At 59.3% G+C, this 24,148-nt stretch carries 21 protein-coding genes; 8 read left to right on the top strand and 13 right to left on the bottom strand.

All coding sequences use genetic code 11. The features are described 5' to 3' along the window. Positions 1-18: 18 nt before the first annotated feature. The 4 genes from LG409_RS16735 to LG409_RS16750 form a co-directional block, all read right to left on the bottom strand. On the bottom strand, positions 19-816 hold the full coding sequence (locus LG409_RS16735; RefSeq protein ID WP_227407199.1) for a TIM barrel protein: 798 nt from the start codon (positions 814-816) through the stop codon (positions 19-21). A 9-nt stretch (positions 817-825) separates the two neighbouring features. After that, the gene (locus LG409_RS16740; protein WP_227407200.1) at positions 826-1,716 is read right to left on the bottom strand and encodes an ATP-binding cassette domain-containing protein; all 891 of its coding nucleotides are present in this window, start codon (positions 1,714-1,716) and stop codon (positions 826-828) included. 1 nt (position 1,717) lies between these two features. Next, entirely contained in the window at positions 1,718-2,848 is a 1,131-nt protein-coding gene (locus LG409_RS16745; protein WP_227407201.1) for an ABC transporter permease, read from the bottom strand. A 64-nt stretch (positions 2,849-2,912) separates the two neighbouring features. Next, positions 2,913-3,860: a sugar ABC transporter substrate-binding protein gene (locus LG409_RS16750; RefSeq protein WP_227407202.1), complete on the bottom strand. Its 948-nt coding sequence runs from the start codon at positions 3,858-3,860 to the stop codon at positions 2,913-2,915. A gap of 255 nt (positions 3,861-4,115) precedes the next feature. Here LG409_RS16750 and LG409_RS16755 point away from each other — a divergent pair, with 255 nt between their 5' ends. The 4 genes from LG409_RS16755 to LG409_RS16770 all read left to right on the top strand — a co-directional run bounded on the left by LG409_RS16755 (position 4,116) and on the right by LG409_RS16770 (position 7,766). Then, positions 4,116-4,997: a MurR/RpiR family transcriptional regulator gene (locus LG409_RS16755; RefSeq protein WP_227407203.1), complete on the top strand. Its 882-nt coding sequence runs from the start codon at positions 4,116-4,118 to the stop codon at positions 4,995-4,997. A 42-nt stretch (positions 4,998-5,039) separates the two neighbouring features. Beyond that, positions 5,040-6,035, top strand: coding sequence for an inositol 2-dehydrogenase (gene iolG, locus LG409_RS16760; RefSeq protein WP_227407204.1), 996 nt, complete (start codon positions 5,040-5,042; stop codon positions 6,033-6,035). 86 nt (positions 6,036-6,121) lie between these two features. Beyond that, complete coding sequence (iolB, locus tag LG409_RS16765; RefSeq protein ID WP_081136024.1) at positions 6,122-6,925, top strand: 5-deoxy-glucuronate isomerase; 804 nt, start codon at positions 6,122-6,124, stop codon at positions 6,923-6,925. A gap of 97 nt (positions 6,926-7,022) precedes the next feature. Beyond that, on the top strand, positions 7,023-7,766 hold the full coding sequence (locus tag LG409_RS16770) for a sulfite exporter TauE/SafE family protein (RefSeq protein ID WP_026001876.1): 744 nt from the start codon (positions 7,023-7,025) through the stop codon (positions 7,764-7,766). A 9-nt stretch (positions 7,767-7,775) separates the two neighbouring features. Here the strand turns inward: LG409_RS16770 and LG409_RS16775 are convergent, their stop codons facing one another. The 3 genes from LG409_RS16775 to LG409_RS16785 all read right to left on the bottom strand — a co-directional run bounded on the left by LG409_RS16775 (position 7,776) and on the right by LG409_RS16785 (position 12,237). Further along, complete coding sequence (locus LG409_RS16775) at positions 7,776-8,669, bottom strand: EamA family transporter (RefSeq protein WP_016915278.1); 894 nt, start codon at positions 8,667-8,669, stop codon at positions 7,776-7,778. A gap of 106 nt (positions 8,670-8,775) precedes the next feature. Next, on the bottom strand, positions 8,776-9,465 hold the full coding sequence (locus tag LG409_RS16780) for an HAD family hydrolase (RefSeq protein ID WP_016915279.1): 690 nt from the start codon (positions 9,463-9,465) through the stop codon (positions 8,776-8,778). Between the two features lie 78 nt (positions 9,466-9,543). Beyond that, positions 9,544-12,237, bottom strand: a complete 2,694-nt coding sequence (locus tag LG409_RS16785) for a bifunctional diguanylate cyclase/phosphodiesterase (RefSeq protein WP_227407205.1) — start codon at positions 12,235-12,237, stop codon at positions 9,544-9,546. A 217-nt stretch (positions 12,238-12,454) separates the two neighbouring features. On the opposite strand from LG409_RS16785, the gene LG409_RS16790 reads away from it, so the two are divergent. Then, positions 12,455-13,999, top strand: a complete 1,545-nt coding sequence (locus LG409_RS16790; protein ID WP_227407206.1) for a sensor domain-containing diguanylate cyclase — start codon at positions 12,455-12,457, stop codon at positions 13,997-13,999. Here the strand turns inward: LG409_RS16790 and LG409_RS16795 are convergent. From LG409_RS16795 to LG409_RS16810, 4 genes are all read right to left on the bottom strand, one after another. Then, positions 13,996-15,300, bottom strand: a complete 1,305-nt coding sequence (locus LG409_RS16795; protein WP_227407207.1) for a TRAP transporter large permease — start codon at positions 15,298-15,300, stop codon at positions 13,996-13,998. The genes LG409_RS16790 and LG409_RS16795 overlap by 4 nt on opposite strands. A gap of 23 nt (positions 15,301-15,323) precedes the next feature. Beyond that, positions 15,324-15,887: a TRAP transporter small permease gene (locus tag LG409_RS16800; RefSeq protein ID WP_096921948.1), complete on the bottom strand. Its 564-nt coding sequence runs from the start codon at positions 15,885-15,887 to the stop codon at positions 15,324-15,326. Positions 15,888-15,951: 64 nt separating this feature from the next. After that, on the bottom strand, positions 15,952-16,941 hold the full coding sequence (locus LG409_RS16805) for a TRAP transporter substrate-binding protein (RefSeq protein WP_227407208.1): 990 nt from the start codon (positions 16,939-16,941) through the stop codon (positions 15,952-15,954). Positions 16,942-16,958: 17 nt separating this feature from the next. After that, complete coding sequence (locus tag LG409_RS16810; RefSeq protein WP_096923379.1) at positions 16,959-17,948, bottom strand: LysR family transcriptional regulator; 990 nt, start codon at positions 17,946-17,948, stop codon at positions 16,959-16,961. Between the two features lie 412 nt (positions 17,949-18,360). On the opposite strand from LG409_RS16810, the gene LG409_RS16815 reads away from it, so the two are divergent. The 3 genes from LG409_RS16815 to LG409_RS16825 are packed head-to-tail and all read left to right on the top strand — an operon-like array spanning position 18,361 to position 20,755. Next, positions 18,361-19,113, top strand: a complete 753-nt coding sequence (locus tag LG409_RS16815; RefSeq protein WP_144980963.1) for a 5-oxoprolinase subunit PxpA — start codon at positions 18,361-18,363, stop codon at positions 19,111-19,113. Then, positions 19,110-19,814: a 5-oxoprolinase subunit PxpB gene (gene pxpB / locus LG409_RS16820; protein ID WP_039174987.1), complete on the top strand. Its 705-nt coding sequence runs from the start codon at positions 19,110-19,112 to the stop codon at positions 19,812-19,814. The genes LG409_RS16815 and pxpB overlap by 4 nt, the downstream gene beginning before the upstream one ends. Beyond that, positions 19,811-20,755, top strand: a complete 945-nt coding sequence (locus LG409_RS16825) for a 5-oxoprolinase subunit C family protein (RefSeq protein WP_227407209.1) — start codon at positions 19,811-19,813, stop codon at positions 20,753-20,755. The genes pxpB and LG409_RS16825 overlap by 4 nt, the downstream gene beginning before the upstream one ends. 18 nt (positions 20,756-20,773) lie before the next feature. On the opposite strand, the gene LG409_RS16830 is transcribed toward LG409_RS16825, so the two are convergent. Together LG409_RS16830 and LG409_RS16835 are read right to left on the bottom strand one after the other, a co-directional pair. Continuing rightward, positions 20,774-22,795, bottom strand: a complete 2,022-nt coding sequence (locus LG409_RS16830; RefSeq protein WP_227407210.1) for a PhoX family protein — start codon at positions 22,793-22,795, stop codon at positions 20,774-20,776. 247 nt (positions 22,796-23,042) lie between these two features. Next, complete coding sequence (locus LG409_RS16835; RefSeq protein WP_446719085.1) at positions 23,043-24,074, bottom strand: leucyl aminopeptidase; 1,032 nt, start codon at positions 24,072-24,074, stop codon at positions 23,043-23,045. Positions 24,075-24,148: the final 74 nt, after the last annotated feature.

The following is a 24,148-nucleotide window of genomic DNA, read 5'->3' on the forward strand; positions in this document are numbered from 1 at the left end:
AGGCTGATCAACCGCTGCTTAAAGTGAGAAAGCAGCACGGAATCGATCGAGCGCGAGGTCGTCGTCGCCAGAGGCCCAACCTTCCAGTCCTACGGTGCCGCGATAACCTATGTCGTTCAGGGCTTTGGCAATGGCCGGATAGTTAATCTCGCCAGTTCCCGGTTCGCAGCGCCCCGGCACATCAGCTACCTGCACCTCACCAATGTAAGGCCCACAGCGGCGAATCAATTCGATTAAATTACCTTCACCAATTTGGGCGTGATAAACGTCCAACATAATACGCAAGCTGGGCCGATCAAGACTTTCCACCAGCGCTAGAACATCTTCCAAGCGCGCAAATGGCACGCCGGGGTGGTCAACTTGGGTATTAAGGTTTTCAAGCACAAAGGTGACGCCGTGCTGCTCGCCAAGATCCGCCAACCGATTGAGGGTGTCGCGGGCTTTAAGCCACATAGCACCGGTCATCTGTTGGCAGGGTTTCACGGGAAGACCTTCGTCATCCAACCCCGTGCCATGCAGGTTTAGTCGCGGAATGCCAAGGCGCTTGGCTACCTCAATCGACTCAGCGGCGGTGCGCAGCAGTTCATCTGCCCCGGCTGCATCCGCCAGGGAGCCGGTGACATAGCCGGTCATGGATGAAAATGTCGCCCCGCTATTGGCCAGTGCGTCAATGTCGTGCTTAGTCCAGTCCCAGATTTCGACTTGAAAACCCAAATCAGAAATACGCTTAATTCGTTCCAACACGGGTAAATCGCGAAACACCATTTCAGCGCAAACGGCCAGCGTGAACGGGGATGATGGGGTAGGTTGATTCATCATGGCTCCTTAATAGCCGCTCGCCGTTCGCGGTGAAGAGGGTTCAGCGCTGCTTGTTTCATCCGCAGGCTGGGTGTCTTGTTCGGCTAAGCTGGCCTTTTTGGCTTTATCGTCCCGCTGGAATTCCGCAAGCTCCGCATCCAGGCTTTCAAGCTCAGCACCACCCGCCATCATGTTGAGCACTTCTTCGCGGGTGACCTCTTCTTTGCGGAAGGAACCCAAACTGCCGCCGCGTGACAATAGGGTGAAGGCATCCGCCACGGGGTAAGCGTGGTGGACATTGTGAGTGATGAAGATAACCGCAAGGCCATCAGCGCGGGCTTTGGCGATGTAACGCAGTACTACGGAGGCCTGCTTGACCCCAAGCGCGGAGGTTGGCTCATCCAGAATCAGCACCTTGGCACCAAAGTAGACGGCACGGGCAATGGCCACGCACTGGCGCTCACCACCAGAAAGCGTGCCCACCGGCTGACTTGGGTCACGCACGTCAATGCCGATTTTCGCCATCTCCTGTTTGGCAACTCGATCGGCATATTTCCAGTCAATCCGCTTTAAAGGCCCCCAGCCCACCGTCGGCTCGCGGCCCATAAAAAAGTTACGGGTGATCGACATCAACGGCACCATGGCCAGATCCTGAAACACCGTCGCGATACCAGCATCCAGGGCATAAGCCGGGGACTTGAAACGGGCGGGCTTGCCATCCAGAAGCATTTCACCATGGGTGGGCTGGTGCACCCCAGAAAGGGTTTTGATCAGCGTTGACTTACCTGCGCCGTTGTCACCCAGCAGACACATCACTTCGCCGGAATAGACCTGCATCGAGATATCACTCAAGGCAATCACGCTGCCGAAGTGCTTGCTGACACTGCGCATTTCAATCATTGGCGTACGAGTGGTCATGTTATTTGGCCTCCATCGCCTTTTTGCGCATGTAATTGTTGAATAGCACCGCCACCAGCAACATCACGCCCAAGAAAACCTGGAACCAGTCGGTGTTCACACCCGTATAGAAGATACCCATTTGCACCATGCCGAAGATGAGCGCCCCAAGCGCTGCACCAATGGCAGACCCATAGCCTCCGGTCAGCAAGGCGCCGCCAATCACCACCGCAATAATCGCTTCGAGCTCTTTCAGCATGCCGCGAATGGTGTCTGCCGATCCGGTATCCATGACTTGAATACAGGCAAAAATGGTGGCGGAGAAGGCTGTGAACATGAATAGCGAGATTTTGACGCGATGCACTGGCACACCCGAGTTACGCGCAGCGTTAGCATCACCACCGCTGGCAAATATCCAGTTACCGTAAGGCGTGCAGAGCAGTACCCACGTCGCCAAGGCTGTTAACCCCAACCACCAGACGATAGAGACCGGAATGCCTGAAACGACAGGATTACCCGCAAAGTTGGTCGCCATCCAGCCATTGGCTGCCATCCAACTGAACAAGCCTGTCGCTACCTCGCCCGAAAACAGCGCCGCAAACCAGTCACCGGGGATATGTGCTTGAACACCCCCGACCTGCGTACGCCCGGTTAGCAAGCGGCTGATACCAATCGCCAAGCCACGCAAGATGAATAGAAAGCCCAATGTCACGATGAAAGAGGGGAGTCCAGTACGGTTCACCAGATTACCGTTAATCCAGCCCACAAGAGCTGCGCATGAAAAGGCCAGTAAGATAGCGGCCCAAAGTGGCCAACCATACTCGACGGCCGGAATGGCAATAAGAATGCCCGCCAGGCCGATCATCGAGCCAATCGACAAGTCGAACTCACCACCAATCATAAGCAGTGCGGCCGCCGTGGCGATAATGCCAAGCTGGGCAGCGACTTCGAGAAAGTTGATGATGCCTTGCGGGGTAAACATACCCGTGCCGCTGGAAGCGACGATAAAGAAAGAGAGCACCAACACGGCACCGGCTAGCGCCCCCAGCTCGGGGCGAGTTAATGCTTTTTTCCAAAAAGACACTTTCTGGATGCGCTCATCTTGTACAACCACTGCTGGTGCAGTCGACTGTTGCACTTCATTGGTATTCATGGCGATCGACTCCTGGGGCCTGGCAGGGCTTGGAACTACCCAGCCTTTTCAGTTTCGTCAGCTTTCAGCGAATGCCCTGACTGCTCAGTTCAATGACTTGCTCGGCGTTTTCTGGAGTGACAAACCCCGGGCCCGTCGCAACGTCTCCTGCGGGTAACAGGCCGTTCTTGACGAACTGATCCAGGAACATCACTGGCAGGTAACCCTGCATGTATTGCTGTTGGTCGATCGCAAAATCCAGCTCACCCGCGGCGAGGGCTTCCAGGATACCCGGAGACAGATCAAACGTTCCTAGAGTGAACATGTCGGAGGCGCCTTGCTCACGCATGGCGCGAATCAAGGGATCTGCCGTCAACGCACCCAGCGTTAAAATACCGCGTACGTCACTGTTCTGATTCAAATACGCCACAATGGCATTGCGGATAGCAGTGGGATCATAGGTGGTCGCCAATTGCTCTGCGTTGCCATTAAAGCCATCAACAAAACCATCACATCGTTGGTCAAGCCCCTGATTGCCTTGCTCATGGTTAACGCAGACGCCTTTCTCAACACCCATTTCCTGCATCCGTTCGGCGGCCTGCCTACCCGCTTCGTACTCGCTCTGCCCCACATGCAATCGAGCACCATAATCGCGTGCTACATCGCCACCAGAATTAATGGTGATCACTGGGATGCCATTATCAACCGCGCTTTGCACAACACTGCCCAGCGCATTTTCATCAGTGAAAGAAAGAATCAGTCCATCCGGGTTGGATGCTACTGCAGCCTGCACAAGCTGTTGCATCATCGCCATATCAAACGTTGAAGGAGCCCGGTACTCCAGGCGTGCGCCCACTAACTCGGCGGCGGCTTCAGCACCGTTTTTGACAACCGACCAGAAAGGATCCGAGGGAACACCATGGGTCACCATGACAAAGCGGCTTTCTTTTGCCGGTTCTTGTGCTTGTGCGGGACCTGTCACTAGCGTCGTGGCAGCGATAGGGGCGAGAAGCCAGCGGGTAAGACGTGCCATAGGTAAATTCCTCTTCGTTTTATCATTATTTATTGGTAATGCAGCATGGAGGTGCTGCTGGCGCTATGAAATATAGATTCTAAAAACAAAAAATATCAAATTATTTATTCTATACTTTGGTATAAATGGAATATTTATTCCAAACAACTAGACTGCATAGCAATTCACCACTTTTCTTCGCCCCCATGCTCATTGCTTCATAAGCCTGGTGGCCTCCAGGACGAGTGGTGCACCTATTGATGCCAAGGAATTCGTATGCCGCAGCCGCCACAAAGCTACCGCGAGCTAGAGACGCTGATCACTGCTGAATACGCCACATTGAGCAAACGGCTTCAGCAAACAGCACGCTTCATGCTCGACCATCCGCAAGAAGTAGCCCTGGCCACCGTCGCTAAAATTGCCGAGCAGGCGGATGTCACCCCGTCCACCCTGATTCGCCTAGCTAATAGCCTTGGTTTTAAAGGCTTTTCCGAGATGCAGCAGCTATTTCGCAGTCGCCTGGTTGACGAGCTACCAAACTACACAGAGCGCATTCGGGCAGTGCGCAGTGCCACCGGTGAGACGCCAGATAGCACCCAACTGCTATGGGAATTTGCGGATGCCAACCGTACTGTTTTGGAACAGCTTCCCAGTCGTATTGACCCAGAAAGCCTGGAGAAGGCACTGGATATTTTTGAGCAAGCCCATGCCATTCACGTCATGGGCGCACGACGCAGCTTTGTGGTCGCCAGCTACATGACCTACGCCCTGGCTCACGTCGATAAGCCAGCGTTACTGGTCAGTGGTCTTGGCGGCATGTACGGCGAGCAGTTGCGCGCCATGGGTCAACAAGACGCTCTATTGACCATCAGCTTTTCTCCCTATGCAGAGGAGAGCCAACAAGCCTGTGTAGACGCCCAACAGCGTGGTATTCCCATTGTTGTCATCACCGACTCACTACTGAGTCCCCTCACCCACTTCGCCGATGTGGTCTTTATCGTGAATGAGGCCGAGGTAAAAAGTTTTCGCGGTTTAACAGCTTCACTCTGCCTGACCCAAGCACTGGCAATTGGTCTGGGGGTGCGGCAAGACAAGGCTCGCGACAAAGCATCAGGAAAAGCTCAGACACGGGGCTCAAGCGCAAAACGTAAGCCATGACCACTCAAATATGGCAAGACTAACAACAAGACAGGAGAGCTTATGAAACTCGCACTCATCGGCGCGGGACGCATCGGCAAAGTGCATGCCCAAGCCATTCATTCACATCCACATGTTACGCTGGCCGCTGTCGCTGATTTTCATCAGCCTGCCGCACACGCTTTGGCCGAGCAGTACGCCAGCCGTGCGGCTACTGTGGAGGAGGTTTTCGCCGACCCCACCATTGATGCCGTGTTGATTGCTTCCAGCACGCCTACCCACGCAGAATATCTGGAGCGTGCTGCTCGCGCAGGCAAGGCAGTGCTATGCGAAAAGCCCATTGCCCTGGACTTGGCACGTACCCGTGACGCCCTGCAGGTCCTCAGTGAACACCCGGTGACGTGTGCACTGGGGTTTAATCGCCGCCACGACCCCCAGTTTTCTGAACTTAAAAAAGCTATCGCTGGGGGGCATGTCGGCTCTCTGGAAACCTTGACGATCATTAGCCGAGATCCTTCTCCTCCACCTGCCGAGTATGTGGCTGAGTCCGGCGGCCTTTTCAGAGACATGATGATCCACGATCTAGACATGGCGCGCTGGCTACTGGATGAACCCATCGAAAGTCTCTTTGCCGTCGGCAGTAGCCTCATTGATCCAGCGATTGGTGAAGCAGGAGACGTGGATACCGCCATGGTGACCCTCACCACGGCCAGCGGAAAGCTTTGCCAAATCAGCAACTCACGACGTGCCAGCTATGGCTACGATCAGCGCATTGAAGCCTTCGGCAGCAAAGGCATGCTGCAAGCCCAAAACGAGAGCAATACCCGGCTACGATTTACCGGCGAGGCAGGACAAGTAGAAGAGAAACCCAAGTGGTTCTTTCTGGAGCGCTATGCAGAGGCTTATCGACTCGAAATTGATGACTTTGTCGATGCCTGGCGTGAAAAACGCGCCCCTCTCGCAGGCGCTCAGGATGGCCTGGAAGCATTGCGGTTAGCCGATGCAGCAGAGCGATCACTGCGCGAAGGCCGCAAAATTCAGCTTGATACCTCCGTTTAAGCAGGCTCTATCGAGTCTGCTTATGTCTTGCGTTTCGTCACCGGCTACCTGCCAATAAAGCAGCTAGCCATCAGAAGGAGCAACCTATGGCTTCTCTACTGGTACACCCTACTGCGCCAGATGCCCAAGGCACGGTGATTGACGTTACCCCGTCCTCCGCTGGCTGGGCGCACGTGGGCTTTCGGGTGCACAAACTGGTCAAGGGCCAGCGCCTGGAGGCCAGCAGCAATACTCAGGAAATCTGCCTCGTGCTACTCACCGGGCGCGCCACAATCACCTGCGGCGAGCACCGCTTTGAAGACATCGGCAAGCGCATGGATATCTTCGAGCAGGTCCCACCCTATGCGGTTTACCTGCCAGACCATGTAAGTTACACGGTAGAAGCGACCACGGATTTAGAGCTAGCGGTATGCGCTGCGCCGGGGTACGGCAATCACAACCCAAGACTGATCTCTCCCGACAGCATCAAGAAGAGTACTCGCGGGAAAGGAACCAATACACGTCATATTCACGATATTTTGCCGGAAGGTGAGCCAGCAGACAGTCTGCTGGTGGTTGAAGTATTTACCCCAGCAGGCAATTGGTCGAGCTATCCGCCCCATAAGCACGATGAGGATGACTTGCCTCACGAGTCGCTGCTGGAGGAGACGTACTATCACCGCATTAACCCTGAGCAAGGGTTTGCTTTCCAGCGCGTTTACACGGATGACAGATCCCTTGATGAAACCATGGCCGTAGAAAATGGCTGCTGCGTGCTGGTACCCAGAGGCTATCACCCCGTGGGCGCAGCGCATGGCTACTCACTGTACTACTTGAACGTCATGGCGGGGCCCAAGCGAGTATGGAAGTTTCACAATGATCCCGATCATGAATGGTTGACGCACGTCTGAGGAAGCACCTTCGCCCGCTAACCTTTATCTAATGGTATGCTTTTGCCCCGCTTTCGCGGGGCTTTTCATATCACCGACCCAAGCATTCGAGGCGCCCATGCTTCCTGATTACTCCGTCATCGCCTGGCTGTTGATCATCTTTTCTGTCTATTTGACCGGGGTGTCCAAGGGCGGATTCGCAGGCGGGTTCGGCACGCTCTCGGTGCCCTTGATGGCCCTGGCAATCAGCCCTACCCAGGCGGCGGGGCTGCTGCTGCCGCTGCTGCTGGTCATGGATGCCTTTGCCGTCAAGGCATGGTGGGGCAAGCACTCCCGCGCGGAGGTATGGCGTTTCGTGCCGGGCCTGTTCATTGGGGTGACCGTCGGCACGCTGCTGTTTGGCAGTCTCAGCGAAGAGGGCGTGCGTTTGGTGTTGGGCATTCTCTCCGTGGCCTTTGCGGCCTACATGCTGCTCAAGCCCGTGGCGAAGAAACCCATTTCCACCCATTGGGCCCTGCCCGCCGCCAGCGTTTGCGGGTTTACCAGTTTCATCGCCCACGCGGGCGCACCGCCCATGAACATGTACCTCATGCCTCGCCAGCTCTCCAAGGAGACGTTCATTGCCACCTGCACGGTGACCTACGCCGTGGTCAACAGCATCAAGCTGGGCCCTTACGTATGGCTTGGCGAGGTCAACATGACCAGCGCCTGGGCCTCGCTGCTGCTGGTACCGGTTGCCTGGATCGGGGTGCGCAACGGCCTCTGGCTGCAAAGCCGCGTCAATGAAAAGCTGTTTTATCGTCTGGTGATCATGGCCATGTTCGTGGTGGGCCTCAATCTGGTCTGGCAGGCGCTGCGCTAGCGGCAAGCATTACAGCGCCACGATCAACAGCCCCAGCAGCATCACCAGCGTGCTCAGCGTCTTGGCGCTGGAGGCAGGCTCCTTGAGCCACAGCACCCCCATCAGTACGCCAACCGGAATCGAGAGCTGGCGCAGCGCCACCACGTAGCTGACCTCGTCGGTCAGCGCCATGGCCATGAGCACCAGCCCGTAGGTACAGGTCATCATCAAGCCCGTGGCCACCAGCATCGTCAGCCCCTGCTGTCGCAGCGCAGGCAATCGGCGGCGCTCTGCCGGCAACACGGCCAACAGCGGGAGCGCCCACAGCAGCGTCATCAATGCCTGCAGAACCATGAAGACCGCCCCTGCCGTCAGGCTGCTATGGCCAGCGCCTTGCATGACGCCCAGGGCTTGCTTGTCGATCAGCGAGTACCCCACGGTGCCCACCGCCGCCAGCAGCGCAAAGCCCATGGCGGGGGAAAGATACGAAGCAAGACGGCGAGCCTCGGGTCGGCTGAGCGGCAAGCCCAGCGCCCCTAGCATGATCAGCAGCATGCCGACGCCATCCCAGAGGCCAAGGCCACGATTGCCCAGCCAGGCAATCGATACCAGTGGCACCATCACCACCGGCAAGGCACGGGCAATGGGATAGAGGACGCTCACTTCTCCCCGGGCGTAGGCCCAGGCGAGCCCTCCCATATAGAGCATCTGGCAAAACCCGGACAGCACCAGCCAGCCCCAGAAGGCACCCGGCAGCGCCGTCAAGGAGGGGCCCAGCACCAGCAACGGCAACAGCGCCACACCCCCAGCGCCATAAGCCAGCGCAAACGACCCAAGCGAGGGCGCGTTGCGCTTGCCCAGCACGTTCCACCCTGCGTGCATGCACACCGAGACCAGCACCAGCGCGAGCGCGGTGGGGCTCATACGGAGTCCACCAGGACAGGATCAGCGGAGTGTTCTACGAAACGGTAATCAGGCGGGTCGTGCGTCATGGGCTGGCAAATGAGTGGTGAGTTGACGGTTCACAAAGCTAAATGCTCTGCTCGGTATCGGCTCGCCAGTCTAAGCGTCGCCAGCCTTCGACGCCAGCCACCTCCGCCAGCACCGGGTCCGGGTTGACGGCAATCGCACAATCGACATATTGCAGCAGCGGCAGGTCGTTGCGGGAATCGGAATAGAAGGTGGTATGGCACGCTGGACGCCCCTGCTCCGCCAGCCACTGCTGTAGCCGCGTGACCTTGCCGCCACGGTAGGAAAGCACCCCCACGCTGCGCCCGGTGTACACGGCGCCGCCTGGCAAGCGGTCCTGTTCCAGCTCCACCGCCAGCACGTGGTCGATCCCCAGCATGGCCGCTATGGGCGCGACCAGATGGCAGGCCGACGCCGAGATCAGGATCAGCGTATCGCCCGCCTGTCGGTGCGCATCGAGACAGCGCCATGCCTGCTCGAAGATGCGTGGCTGCAGGTGGGTGGCCACGAAGCGCTCGACTTCTTTTTGAACGTCGTCGACCCGGCGGCCACGCAACGGCGCCAGCGTCATCGCCAGGTACTCTTCCAGTTTCAGCTTGCCCGCATGATAAGCCTGCTGCATCACTTCCGCGCGGGCCATGAACCCTTCGGCATCGCTGACCCAGCCTTGCTCTATCATCCATAAATTCCAGCGGTCGCTGCAGTCTCCATCCAGGAGGGTGTCATCAAGGTCGAACAGGGCCAGGCGCATGGCAAACTCCTCTCGTCGCGGTATGGCGCGCGTAGGGTATGCCATGGATGATGACAGCAAGATGACGTGCCGCGTGTTCTAGCAGCTTAGCCAGGTCGCCGCAAACTCCGCAGCGGGTAATGGCCTGCCAAACCAGAACCCTTGTGCCTGGTGGCAGCCCAGCTGGGCCAGCAGTTCTGCTTGAGCCTGTTGCTCGACGCCCTCGGCCAGGGTTTTCATGCCCAGCGCGTTGGCCATGGCGATGATGGTCTGCACGATGGCACGATCATGGGGGTTGTCCAGCATGTCGCGCACGAAAGAGATGTCGATTTTCAAGGCATCGGCGGCAAAGCGGCGCAAATAGGAGAGTGACGAATATCCGGTGCCAAAGTCATCGATCAACAGCGCATACCCCGCCTGACGCATGGCCTGGGTAATCATGACCGCCTGGTCCGGGTCTCGCATGAAGTCGCTTTCGGTCAGCTCCAGGGCCAGCGCTTGCGGCGGCACTCCTTGGGTGAGCCGCGCGACGTGCTCGGTCAGCCGTGGGTCGGCAAACTGCTGGGCGGCCATGTTGATCGACAGCCGCCCAGGCAAGGGGGTGCCCGACGCCTGCCAAGCCGACCATTGACGCGCCGATGCTTCCAATACCCAATCGCTCAGCAGGCGTATCAACCCACGCTGTTCGGCAAGGGGGATGAACTCACCGGGGCTGACCCAGCCCCACTCCGGGTCATGCCAGCGGCAGAGCACTTCGGCACCGGTCAGTGCATAGGTCTCAAGGTCTACCTGCGGCTGAAAGTAGAGTTCCAGACGACGCTCGATGATGGCGCGGTGCAGGCGTTCGGTCATCCACTGCTGGCGCTCCAACGTGCGGCGCATGGTCTGCGTATAGGGAGATATGCCCGTATCGCGCTGCTTGGCATCGTGCAGCGCAATACTGGCGGCGTTGAACAGCTCGGCGGGGGCGGCCACGTCACTGGGGTAGCGCGCGAAACCGATGCTGGCCTCCAACTGAAACTCACGGTGCTCCAGATGAATCGGGTGCCTGATGGCCTCGATCACTTGCCTGATGAAGGCTTCCAGTGCGACTCCCTGATGCTGCGGCAGAAGTAGTGCGAACTCATCGCTGGAGAGCCGCGCGCAGTGGCCACTCAGGTCATGCAGGTGCTGGAGGCGCTTGGCGACCGTGGCCAACAATACGTCGCCCACCTGATGGCCATGCAGGTCATTGATCTCCTTGAAGCGACGCAGGTCCAGCAGCACTAGCGTCAGCGACTTACGCTCGCGCTGGGCCTGGGCGCCCAGCGTCGCCAACAGCTCCATGAAATAGGCGCGATTGGGCAGCTCGGTGATGGTATCGATATAGGCCAACTGGTGAATGCGACGATGATCTCGACGCCGCTCCAGCTCGGCCGCCGCACCGGTCGAGAGTATTTGCAGTACCGATGTGGCGAAGGCATTGGTGGACAGCGGCTGTCGGTAGAACACCATCATGACCCCAATGGCATCGCCCTGGGCATTATCCAGCCGCCTCCCGATCCAGGCCTCGGCCCTCAGGGCATTACCCGGCAGCCAGTAGTCAGCGCCGTGCAGTTCGGTACTTTCCTGTTCGAGGACCACTCGTTCTGCGGGCGTGCCAGGCAAGGCAAAGTGCTCGCTCGCTTGGGCCTGGCCGTCCACGACCAGACTGACCAGACTGGCGGTGCGTACCGGCATGGCATCGGTTGCATCAGGCAAGCCTTCGCCAGGCAGAGGGGGCTCCAGCAGGGCAATCAAGCCTGCATCTGCCTCCAGCAGGCGCGTCAGGGTCGTGATCAGCTCAAGGAAGTAGTCATCCCCGATCCGCGAGGTCACCGTGGACGCCACCTCCACCACGGCTTGCTGTACCCGCTGTGACACTTGCTGATCGGTCACATCGGTGATGAAGCCTTCAAAGCAGAGCGGCTCGCCGCTCTGCGCATAAATGGCCTGGCCCTGCTCCCAGACCCAGCGTTCTCGGCCATCGCGATGCCGCAGCCGATAGGTCACCCGAAAAGGGCAACGCTCTTCGATGGCTTTCTGCGAGGCAGCCACCAGAAGCGGAAAGTCATCTGGATGCACCAGCTCAGCAAAGCTAATGACACGGCTCCCCACTAGCTCATCCGGGTGATATCCCGTCAGAGCGGTGGCGCCCTGGCTCGCCAGCAGCATGGTCCAGTCACGGTCGTTTTGGCACCGATACGCCATGCCGGGCAGGTGATTGAGCAGGGTATCCAGACGCCGCTCGCTCTCTTTGGCTGCCAGCTCGCTTGCCTGCAAGGCGCTTTCGGCTTGGCGACGGCCCAGCTCAGCCCCCGCCTGGGCTGCCGCAATACGCAGGATTTCGTTCTCAAGCCCATCGAATGCCCGTGGCCGATTGCTCAATACCGCCATGATGCCTATGGCCGCGCCATCGGCAGCAAAGAGCGGCAAGCCCATGTAGCTCTCGGCGCCCAACTGCACCAGCAGCTCATCCTCCGGAAAAAGCGCCTGCACGTTGCAGGGGTAGAGGCAGGGTTGGTGGCCCACGACGGTTTCGCAGGGTGTCCCCGTCAACGAGTAACGGATATTGCCTGCGAGCGCGCCGCTTGACCACACGGACAAGGTTTCCGCTATATTAGGCTCTCGGATCACAGCAATCAGGGCATGCTCCACTGCCAGCAGGCGCGCCAGCTGTTCCACCAGCGCGTCGAAGAAGGAGGGCCGATGGCTATGCCCAAGCCCCTCTGCCAGTTGGCGAAACATCTCTGCTGCTTCTTGTCTGGTGTGCATCACGGCACTCGCTTGTGTCATTTTTAAGCAGCTCGGCTTTGACTCTTTTTAACCTGAATTCAGGTAAAAAAACACAGTGACATTTGCAGCATAAACCAGGGTCTTAGGGATATAAGCTGTACCACCGTCATATCGGTGCGGCGTACACTATGGTAAACAATAGCTTTCCCTATACGATAAGTCGCCCACTCCGCTGTTCGGCGTACGAGGAGATCACATGACGGGCTCAGCCGCCATCAGCGACGCGTTCTACCATGAGCTTGCCAGTCAGCTCCCCCCTACCCTGGGGAGCACACTGCAGAAGTGCCAGGGGCTTCCGTCACTGCCTGCCGTTGCCATGCGTGTCCTGGAAGTTGCCAGCACGGCTGAGGCGACCCTGACGGACTATGCCACGACCATCGAACATGACCCTGCCCTGACGGCCAGAGTGCTGAGCGTGGCCAACAGCGTGCACTACCTGCGCGCCAGCCAACCGCCCTTGACCTGTTTTGAAGCGACCCAACGGCTGGGCACCGATGCCACTCTGGCAACGGTGCTCAGCTTCAAGCTATTTGAACAGCACAATGGTACGCCTAGCCAGCGCCTTTATTGGCAGCGCGCCTTTACGGCGGCCGTTACGGCCAGCTACTTCGCCCAACAGCATTGCCCTGAACAGGCAGGACGGGTGTTCACGGCCGCGCTGTTGCAGGACATTGGCATGCTTGCCTTGCAGAAAGCCTTTCCGGCAGATGCGGAGCCTCTCTATGGCCATGAAGACGTGTCGCACCAGCAGGTCACGCAAGCCGAGCAGTGCCTGTTTGGTTGTGATCACGCGCTGGTGGGTGCATGGCTACTGTTGAAGTGGGGTGCACACGAGACACTGGCGCGTAGCGTGTATGAAAGCCATGGTCCGCTGGATACCGACAACCTGGCGGATCTGTGCATCCGTTTGTCGGGCCTGGTCGCCGATGCCTGGCTATCCCCCGACCCCTCTCAGGCGTTGGCGCTGCTGATACGCCAGTCAAACCTGATGAAGCTACCTGAGCCGTTGGCCCTTGATACACTGCTCACCTACCTACAGCAAACGTTGCCGCCGCTGTCTCAATCGCTAGGCATTCCGCTGGCCCTGGCCGTGGATAGTTTCTCGTTGATCGAGCAAGCTCAGCAGCGCTTGTTCGAGCACACGCTGATGCTCAGTACCCGTTTGGAAGCACAGCAAAAAAGCAGTGAAGCGCTACTCAACGATTACACTCAGCTCGAGCAGCGCAGCCGCATCGACCCGCTGACTCAACTTGCCAACCGCGCCTGGCTGGAAGAACAACTGCGTGAGCGCTTCGCGCTATGCCGTGCCCAACAACGCACGCTTTCGGTCGTATTCATCGATCTGGATCACTTCAAGGTGCTGAATGACCGCTACGGTCACCAGGCAGGAGATCAGGTGCTTGCCCAGTTCGGCAGTACGCTGTCTGCCTTGACTCGGGCGGGTGACCTGGCGGGCCGCTATGGCGGTGAAGAGTTCCTGGTCCTCCTCCCCGACGAAACGGCCAGGACAGCCGAACACTTTGCCGAACGGATAGCTCAACGTTTGCAGGCGTCCCCCATGGTTCAGGTGGGCCATGAGTCTCTGTACATTTCTGTCTCGATCGGCATCGCGTGCCTCGACGATGGCGAGTTTGATAACGAACGAGAGATCATCGACGCCGCCGACCAGAGCATGTATACCATCAAACGCGCTGGTCGGGGCGGTATTGCCGTATACGGGCGTGATCTTCCCTCTCGTTAACGATTCATCGCCTGCGGCAGGTACAGCGCAATCTCAGGGAAGATATGCATCAAGGCAATGGATAGCATCATCAGCAGAAAGAACGGTAGCGTTGCCTTGGTAATGGTCAGGATATCCTTGCCAGTGAGCCCCTGAATCACGAACAAGTTGAAACCGACGGGCGGCGTGATTTGCGACATTTCCACCACGATCACCAGATAAATCCCGAACCAGATCAAATCAAAGCCCGCCGCACTGACCACCGGCATAATGATGGCGGTCACCAGCAGAATCAGAGAAATGCCGTCCAGGAAACAGCCCATCAGCAGCAGCAGTACCGTCAGCGCAATCAGCAGCATGGTAGGCGACAGCCCCATTTCCCCAATCGCACGGGCCAGCTGCATGGGCACCTGAGTAAAGCCCATGGCCGAGGTCAGGAACGAGGCCCCGGCAATGATGAAGGCGATCATGCACGCCGTCCGCACCGCCGCGAACAGTGAGCTGGTGAAAATGGCTCGGTTGAAGTGGCCGTTGAAGTAAGCAATCACCATCGACAGCACGACCCCCACGGCGGCGGCTTCCGTCGGCGACGCCAAACCACCGTAAATGGATACGATGATACCGCCGATCAGCAGCAGTATTGGCATGAGCGCCCAGGTGTTGCGCAGTTTTTCCACCAGGCTCATGCTCGACTCGTCGGCACCGGTCAGCTGTTCCCGGTTGCCCTTGAGCAGCGCCCAGAGCACCAGATATGCCATGAACAGGGCCAGAATCATCAGGCCCGGCCCGATACCGGCCATGAACAGCCGTGAGATCGACTGCTCGGTCACCACGCCATACACGATCAGCACGATGGAGGGAGGAATGAGCAGGCCCAGAGTGGACGCACTGGCCAACGTACCAATGGCCATATTGCTGTCGTAGCCTCGGCGTTCCAGCTCCGGCAGCGTCATTTTACCGACCGTGGCGCAGGTAGCTGCCGACGAACCGCACACCGCCGCGAACATGCCGCTGCCGATGATATTGGTATGCAGCAGACGGCCCGGCAGGCGGTTCAACCAGGGCGACAGACCACGAAACATGTTGTCGGCCAGCCCCGAGCGAAACAGAATCTCGCCCATCCAGATGAACATGGGCAGCGCCGTCAAATCCCAGCCATAGCTGGCACCCCAGAAATCGGAGGCCAGAATCGGCCCCGGTGAAAACGGGCTAAAAAACTCCAACGCGATCCACGCCGTTCCGATCAGCGCAAACGCGATCCACACCCCACTGCCCAACAGCAGCACCAGGGTAAACATCGTCACCAAGCTAAGTAGTAGCACAGGAATTCTCCAGAGTAGCCGAGCTAGGGCATCTCGCTGTCATCGGTGGCCGTCGCTTCGCGGAAGCTGGACGGGTCGCGGGCGGCAATGCGCAGCGCCGTGATCAGCGCTTCCAACAGCGCCAGACACAGTAATCCCACCCCCGTGGCTAACACGGTTTGCGGAATCCACAGCGGAATGGCCATGAACCCCGACGAGACATCGTTGTATTGCAGGCTTTCCCTGGCCAGTTCGATCAGCCCGTACGCCAGCAGCAGGCTGATGGCCAGCGCGACGATGAGACCGAAGACTTCAAACCAGACGCGAATGGCGGAAGGCAGTCGCGAAATCAGCAGGGTGACACGAATGTGTGCGTGGTGAACGAAGGTGTAGGCCAGCCCCAGAAACGTGGCGCCGACCAGCAGGTAAGAGGCCATTTCCGAGACCCCGGTAATGCTGATGCCCAGCCGCCCCAGGCCCACCAGCACCAGCAGTGCATCCACCAGCCGGAAGGTGACCTGCAGGGCGATCAGCGCACAAATCGCCACCATGCACGCAGCGGCTCCCCAGGCACCCAGGCGGTAGAGTTTGTCGAATTTAAACGTCATGTTCGCAGTCTCGCACAGTGCGCAGAGAAGAAGGGGCGGTCACACCGCCCCACGTGGAGCCAGATTATTCGCCGCGCTGGGCTTGATAGGTTTCCAGCGCTTGTTCGGCTTCATCATCGGCACGGGCCAACCAGTCGGCAAACAGCGCATCGCCTGCTGCCTGCAACGCCGCAGCCACGGCCTCATTGGGCTCGGAAACGCTAATGCCGTTGGCTTCGAGCGCCGCCAGGCTGGCCTCGTTGTTATCGCGGCTCATCTGCCAGCCACGCTCTTCGGCACGGGCTGCCGCTTCCATCAGCGCCTCCTGGGTGGCCTCGTCCAGACGATCAAAGCTGCGCTGGCTGATGAACACGATGTTCTTCGGTAGCCACAGGTTGGCATCGGTATAGTCCGAGACATAGTCCCAGGCGGCCATGGAGTTACCGGTCGAGCTGGAGGTAATCATGGCATCCACACGGCCGGTGCTGAACGCCGTGGGGATGTCCGACTCTTCGGTTTCGGTGGGGCTGCCGCCCAGGTTGTTGACGAAGCGCTGGGTGTTGATATTGGGCGCACGCACACGCATTCCTTCGAACTGTGCCGGGTCGGTCAGCGGTTTGGCGGTATAGATTCCTTGGGCGGGCCATGCCACGGCGTAGAGCGGAATCAAGCCCTCGTAAGCGAACAACTCCGTGATCATCGGCTTGGTCGCTTCCCACAGGGCGTAGGCATCGTCGTAACTACCGGCGACGCCTGGCAGGGTGTCGACCTCGAAAATCGGGTCATCGTTGGAGAGTACCGACAGGAACACCTCACCGGCATCGATGGTGCCACGGCGCACTGAAGGCTTGATCTCACCATGCGATACCAGCGAGCCGCCGCTGTGTACCGTGATGGTCAGCTCACCGCCCGTGGCCTCGGCCACGTCTTCGGCGAACTGCTTGGTGTTTTGAGTATGGAAACTGGCATCGCCGTAGGGCGTGGCCATGGTCCACTGGGCAGCTTGCGCCGTGGCAGCGGCGGCAAGACTACAGGCAGTGGCCAGCAACAGCGGAGTCACAAAACGTGTACGCATGGGAATGATCCTTTTATTCATATTGATAGGGATGATGCAACGGGGTGGGAAGGAAGCACGCCAGGGGTCACCCAGCGGCCGGTAGAAGCGGTATGACGAATGTCGCTCTGCTTGTCATGGGCATAGCCCCGTGCGCACTCCTGGGCCAGACGGCCCACGCTGCGGCAAAACCGGGAGTGGTTGGCCGTGCGCCAGATGACGTCGTAGTGCATGGCAGGCAGCGGCGCGGGCAGCGCCAGCCGGTACAGCTCGCCCCGCCGCCACTCCTCCAGCACCGTGGCCACCGGCAGGGCACCGATGCCCAGCCCTTCCACGGTGAGCCGCACGATGGTCATCAGCGTACTGACACTATGGATACGCGGCTGACGAACGCCCTGGTCGCTCAAGTAGCGCAGCAGCTCTTCATAAGGGCGCGCCAGCTTGCCAAACGAGATGAACGGCAGGCTACTTGCCCAGGCATCGGGGTGCTCGCCCAGCATCCGCGCATGACGGGGCGACACGAACATGCCCATTTCATAGGGGCTGAGGGTGTCGTACTCGATTTGTTCGGTGGGCAGGTAGCCGTTCATGGCCAGTAGCACATCGAGTTCGTTGGAGAGCAGCCGCTCGTTGAGCGCCGGGGAGTAATCCACGGTCAGCTCGATGATCAGCGCAGGGTAACGCGCCGTGAGCTGCTGCATGAACGTAGGGAACCAGCTGTGAGCAATGGTTTCGATGGTGCCCAGCCTCAGCGGCGCCGAAAACGTTTCGTCGTTGTCGAAGAGTTTGAGGGCTTCTTCTCGCTGGGCCAGCAAGCGCTCTGCATGGAGGTAGAACTCGCGGCCGCGCATGGTGGGCTGAATGGGGCGCGCCGAGCGCTCCAGCAAGATGTCGCCCACGCTGTTTTCCAACCGCGAGATACGTTCGGAAACCGACGGCTGAGTGATGTGCAAGCGCAAGGCCGCCTTGCGAAAGGACCCCAGCTTGACCGCCCAGACGAAGGCGTCCAGTTCCTTGAAATCGAGCATGATGCCTAACCAGCCATATCGAGACAGCCACAGAATGCAACGCCGCAAGGCAAGCACAGGGGGCTGTACGGAGAATGTATGTTCAGCATATCCGGGTAATCCCGGATGCGCTGTCGCGGGGCTGGCGACGACCGCATGATGCACTCCTGGGAAATCACTCGTGGGCGGCCATTGTTCTGCGTCGCGATGACGTGTTGCCGAATCCTGCCTGAGCGTTTCTTTTATGTTTTTTTGAGGTGCTTTATTTAGTTGATAATCGTATCGCGCCCTAGCGTCAACCATTTTTCCACTAAATAACAGCATGATAGGAAGGGCCGATATTAAGTATCGCTAAAAACGATTGGCACTTGATATCGCGCCTCCATATATTGATTTGCACAATCAAAAACATAATCCATCTGCTGGAGGTGCTATGGCCATTCCCCTTCTCAACTGCGACATGGGCGAAAGTTTCGGCAACTGGTCGATTGGCTTGGACGCAGACGTCATGCCCTACGTCGACTGCGCCAACATTGCCTGCGGCTACCACGCTTCCGACCCCCATGTGATGCGCAAGACGGTGGCTCTGGCGGTCCAGCACGACGTGAAGATCGGTGCGCACCCGGGCTACCCGGATCTCATGGGGTTTGGCCGCCGCTCCATGGCCTGCACGCCGGATGAAGTGGAAGACATGATGCTCTACCAGATCGGCGCGCTGGCGGGCATTTGCCAGGCAGAAGGCACCGCGCTGAGCTACGTCAAACCCCACGGGGCCATGTACAACGACATGGCCGCCAACCTGGCGCTGCTGGAAGGCGCCATGCGCGCCGTGAAAGCCTTCGATGCCCGCCTGCCGCTGATGGTGATGGCCACCGCTGACCCAGAGCCGCACCGTCAGCTAGCGGAAAAAATGGGCGTCACGCTGTGGTTCGAGACCTTCGCTGACCGCGCGTATGAGGCCAACGGCCATCTAGCCTCTCGTCGCCTGGCAGGGGCCGTGCACCACGACCAGACCACCATCGTCGCCCAGGCGGTTGCCTTGGCCAAGGGAGAAGCCCTCACCGCCCGAAATGGCAGCGCCTTGCAGTTGCCCTGCGACACGCTCTGCGTGCATGGCGACAACCCCGAATCCGTGGCTGCCGTGCGCGCCATTCGCGAGGCCTTCACGGCGCTGGAGTCCGCGTGAAACTACGCCTGGAAACCGCCGCCATGGACGCCTTGACGGTGCGCCTGTTCGACGCCATCGATGAACGCAATATGGCCTGGATCATGGCCGCCGACGAGGCGCTACGCCGCGCTTTTGCTCATGCGCTGATCGACCTGATTCCCTCGTACACCACTCTGCTGGTGCACTACGATTGCCAGAAGCTCACCTTTACCCAGGCCACGACGCTGGTACGTAGCGCGCTGCACGATCTCACCCCTGCCGACACCCAGCAGGGGCAACTGCACGAGATTCCCGTGTGGTACGACGAAAGCGTTGGCCCCGAATTGCCCATGGTGGCAACGCGCGCCGGGCTCAGCGTCGATGCCTTGATCGAGCGCCACTGCAGCCACGATTACTGCGTGTTTGCGCTGGGCTTTGCCCCTGGCTACGGCTTCATGGGTCTGGTGGACGAGGCCATTGCCACGCCACGATTGAAAACGCCTCGCCGCCGCGTCGCGGCGGGCAGCGTCGGCATTGCCGACCGACAAACGGCCATCTACCCGCTGCTTTCCCCGGGCGGCTGGAACATTCTGGGTAGAACCGCCGTGCCGCTGTTCGAACACGCCAAACGCGGCGAACCGCTGCTGCGCCCCGGCGATAAAGTGCGCTTCAAAGCGATCTCAAGAGCCGAGTTCGAAGCGGCTGGCGGCGACACCACCCCGCTGGAGGAGCGCCCATGAGCCAGCCCATGTTGACCGTCAAGCAAGCCGGGCCGCTGGCGATGATTCAGGATGCAGGCCGCTTCGGCGTTGGCCACTTGGGCGTTACCCAGGGCGGTGCCGCCGACTGGATCGCCTTCCGCTGGGCCAACTGGCTGTTGGGCAATCCCCTGCATAGCGCTGCCCTGGAAATCGTCATGGGAGGCAACCTGACCCTGGTGGCCAACCGCGACGTACGCCTCGCCCTGACCGGGGCCGACCTGGCCACCACACTGGACGGCCAGCCCCTTGCCCCCAACGCCAGCTTCCTGATGCAGGCGGGCCAGACGCTGGTTTTTCGTCAGCCAAAACAAGGCCTTCGCGCATATCTCGCCTTCCCTGGCGGGCTCGATGCACCCGCTGTGCTGGGCAGCCGAGCATGCACCGCCCGAGAGCAGATAGGCGGGCTGCATGAAGATGGCCAGCCGCTCAAGGCGGGCGATACGCTGACCTGGAAAGGCATTTCGGCGTCGGTGCGCACGCTGCCCGCCCACGCTGAGCTGCCAACGGCTGCGATTTCCAGCACGCCGCAAACGGTACGACTCGATATGGTCCTGGGCTCCCAGGCCGCCCACTTTGCCGGGCGCAGCCTGTTCGATGCCTTCAACCAGCCCTGGACGGTCGACCAGCGCGCCGACCGCATGGGCATTCGGCTCACCGGCAAAGCGCTGAACAGCCGCCTGGGCGGCATCGTCTCTGAAGGGATTCCTTTAGGGGCCGTGCAGATTCCTCCCGATGGCCAGCCGATCATCCTGATGAACGACCGCCAAACCATTGGGGGCTACCCGCGTTTGGGCGCCCTCACGTCCATGGCCTGCGCCCGGCTGGCACAGTGCCTGCCAGGTACAGAAGTGCGTTTGCAGCCTATCAGCGCAACCCAGGCGCAGGCGGCGTATCGCCGCCTGCTGGATGCCTGGTTGTGAGGGCGTTGAGAGCACTACTCACGCGCCGATAATGCCGCCATCTTCACGGGTAATGACCAGCGTGGCGGAACGCGGGATGGCGCTACCACCCTCCGGCCAATGGCTGGTGAAGCGGCCTTCGGCAAAGGCTTCTTCGGTAGTGGTGGCGCCGGGGTGCTGGACGTTGACGAACATGGTGCGCTGGTCTGGAGTGGTTACCACGCCGGTGATTTCCTGGCCCACAGGCCCGGTCAGGAAGCGCTTGATCTCGCCGGTTTCCGGGTTGGCGACCAGCATCTGGTTGTTACCGAAGACTTCGTAAATACCTGTGTTCATTTCGGATTCGCTGATGTCGGTCTGTATCCATACCCGGCGATCGGCATCGATCCACAGGCCGTCGGGGCTGGCAAAAATGTTGTCTTCTACCAGCGCATTGCCCGCCAGGTCGCGGCTATCGTCCTGGTCGCCTGCCAGCACGAACAGGTCCCAGGCAAAGCGCTCGCCTGCGTGAGTGCCCTCTTCCTGCCAGCGGATGATATGGCCAAAGCTGTTGTTGGCGCGCGGGTTGGCGGGGTGCTCGTCGCCCTCTGCGCGGCGCGTATTGTTGGTCAGCGTGAAGTAGACGTCGCCGGTTTGCGGGTCGACGGCGCCCCACTCCGGGCGATCCATCTTGGTGGCTCCCACATGGTCGGCGGCACTGCGCGTATTGACCAGGATATCCGCCAGGTCCGCAAAGCCATTCTCGGGCGTCAGGCCGTTCTGGCCGGGGGCCAGCGCCAACCACTCGCCGCTGCCATCATCGTTGAACTTGGCCACATAAAGCGTGCCTTCATCCAACAGGCTGCCGTCCGCCGTCGCGGCGTCGAAGGGGCGCCGTGAAACGAACTTGTAGATGTACTCGAAACGGGAGTCGTCCCCGGAGTACGCCACCACGGGCTGCCCTTCCACCGCAGGGGCAAAGATGACGCCTTCATGGGCAAAGCGCCCCAGGTGGGTACGCTTGACCGGCACGGAATCGGGGTTCATCGGGTCGATTTCGACCATCCAGCCAAACGCATGGGGTTCGTTACGGAAGTCGTCTGCCGGGCTGGCTCCCCGGCTACTGGCATCGAAGCGGCTGAACTGATCGCTCTGCTGATCGGCACGGTGCCACTGATAACGACCGGTGTCGCGGGTTTCGATCCCGTAGCGCGCCTGGCGACGATCGATGTCGGTATCCGTGTTGGCAAAATAGCCCGCCCAGTTCTCTTCGGCTGCCAGGTAGGTGTTCCAGGGCGTGACCCCGTGGGCACAGTTGTTCAAGGTGCCACGCGTCATCAGGCCTTCCGGGCTGTACTGGGTAACGAGGTGTTCCGTGCCCGCCACCGGGCCCGAGAGCTGCATGGGCGTTTGGGCGGTAATGCGGCGATTCAGGGCATCCTGCACCACTTCCCACTCGCCTTGCTCATTGGCACGAACGCGCACGACACTCACGCCGTGGGCATTCATCTCCTTGATCACCTGATCGGCATCGCGGCTGCCATCTTCATGCTGAGGAAAGGCATCCCGGTCCAGCGCCAGGCCACTGGCCGCCGCATGCAAAAAGCGTGGTTCCACGTATTCATGGTTGAGCACCAGCAGACCGTCGGTGGAGCTGCCGTTCAGCGCAAAGAAGTGCATGCCGTCGTGATGGCTGCCCACCTGATGCGCCTGCTCTTCCCCGGAAGCCGCCAGGCTGAACGCAGGCATGTCACCCGTGATGGGCGTCCCCCAGGGGATGAAGCTTTGCACACGATAGCCCTCAGGCACCACGACGTTATCGGCAGCGCTGATACCTACCGGGTTGAATCCCATGGTGGGTGAACCCGCGCCCGCATTAGCGGCCAGCGCTTGCGTCAACGGCAGTTTGGTCGCCATCAGGCCCGCGATCACCGTTGCCAGCCCCCCTTTGAGGACGCCTCGGCGGCTCAAGCGCCGCTCCAGAATGTCGCCAAAATAGGCATTGCTGGAACGGTTGCTGAGCGGCTCATCCCCTTGAGCCATTACGCTATCGACACTGCCTGCCACGGTTTTCTTCGTCATGATGCATCTCCCTGATGAGCGGCCCACTGCTGGCGTACCCATTTGCTTGCTTATATGAGAAACAGCCAATATGGCTTGCTCAGCAGCATCGGCGCGCAACATGTCATGCTCGTGACAGTTGGGTGAAGGTTTGACGAAGCCTGAATAGCACCTGAAACGACGAAACCCTATAAAAGCAGGGTTTCGTCAGTCCTTAGCCCCCAACGTAAGGAGCTATGATCCGTATTTTCGCCGTTAGAACACTCAACTAGCTTCTTGCCATCTGCAACTCCTTTACGACGATCTCACCATCAATGATGACGGGCTCATCATCCAGAAAGAGCGAGCAGTTGCGCATCGGAATATCCAGATGACAAGCGGTATCATTAGATCCGCCCAGTTCGCTGTTCGGGCCGGTTGAGAACATCACGTTGCCATAAAAACTGCGCGGCTCCATCCCCATGCCGCCTGGGAACTCGCCCGGCACCATACGGTGCCACTTGGCATTCGGGTTCATGCCCCAGCCCACGTGGCTCATCCCCATGCCGCGCGGGTCATTAAAGCTATCCATATAGGATTTCACCAGCTCCGAATCTAGGCCACCACGGATATCGGTAATCCACCCCTTTTCAATGGTGTAGGTTATTGGTTCTCTGACATATATGTTTTGAGGTAGCAGGATATCGCCCGGTGCCACCACGATAGTGCCATCAACACCATCGTCATCACCGCCGGTAAACACAAAACCAGAGGGCCAGTGATCCCAGCGGCCAGGTTCATCGGTACAGGCGTATTCAGCAACGGTCTCATATGTATTCAGTTTGTAGGTGACATCCGTGCCATGAGGCGAGGTGATGCGCATCACTTTGGCTTTGTCGAGCAGCGCGGCGGCCAGTTCGACCTTTTCCCTTAGTTCTTTGGTAGGCAACATTCTGGCCAGCAGTTCTGGCGGCTCAACCGCCGTCAGTATGCGCGTACCTGCGGCTTGAATCGCCATCTGCTCGGGAGAGAACAGCAAGAAAATACAGTCGATCAACATGTCACAATTTTTAAGCGCTTCCACCGCATCGGGCATACTGGCAAGCCCTGTTGATCCCACGGCCCATCCACCAGTGGGTAGCGGGGCAGGTAACCGCATATGGTACATATTGGCGCCTAAACGCTGCCCCGCCGCCATAAAGGCATCCGCATAATCAAGGCGTTCGCTGCCCTGGGTCAGCACGACGAGTTTTTCGCCTTCATGTACGCCGGACATCTTCAGCTGGTGAAGGCAAATTTCGGCAAAGCTTGCGTGATCCATAACATCTCCTAACCTCCCAGGCGCACACTCGCTGGGAAGTGCTCACTAAGAGCGCGGGGTTGCTCGTAAGCAAC

The organism is Halomonas sp. NyZ770 (assembly GCF_020616575.1).
In the GTDB taxonomy this organism is placed as follows: domain Bacteria; phylum Pseudomonadota; class Gammaproteobacteria; order Pseudomonadales; family Halomonadaceae; genus Vreelandella; species Vreelandella hamiltonii.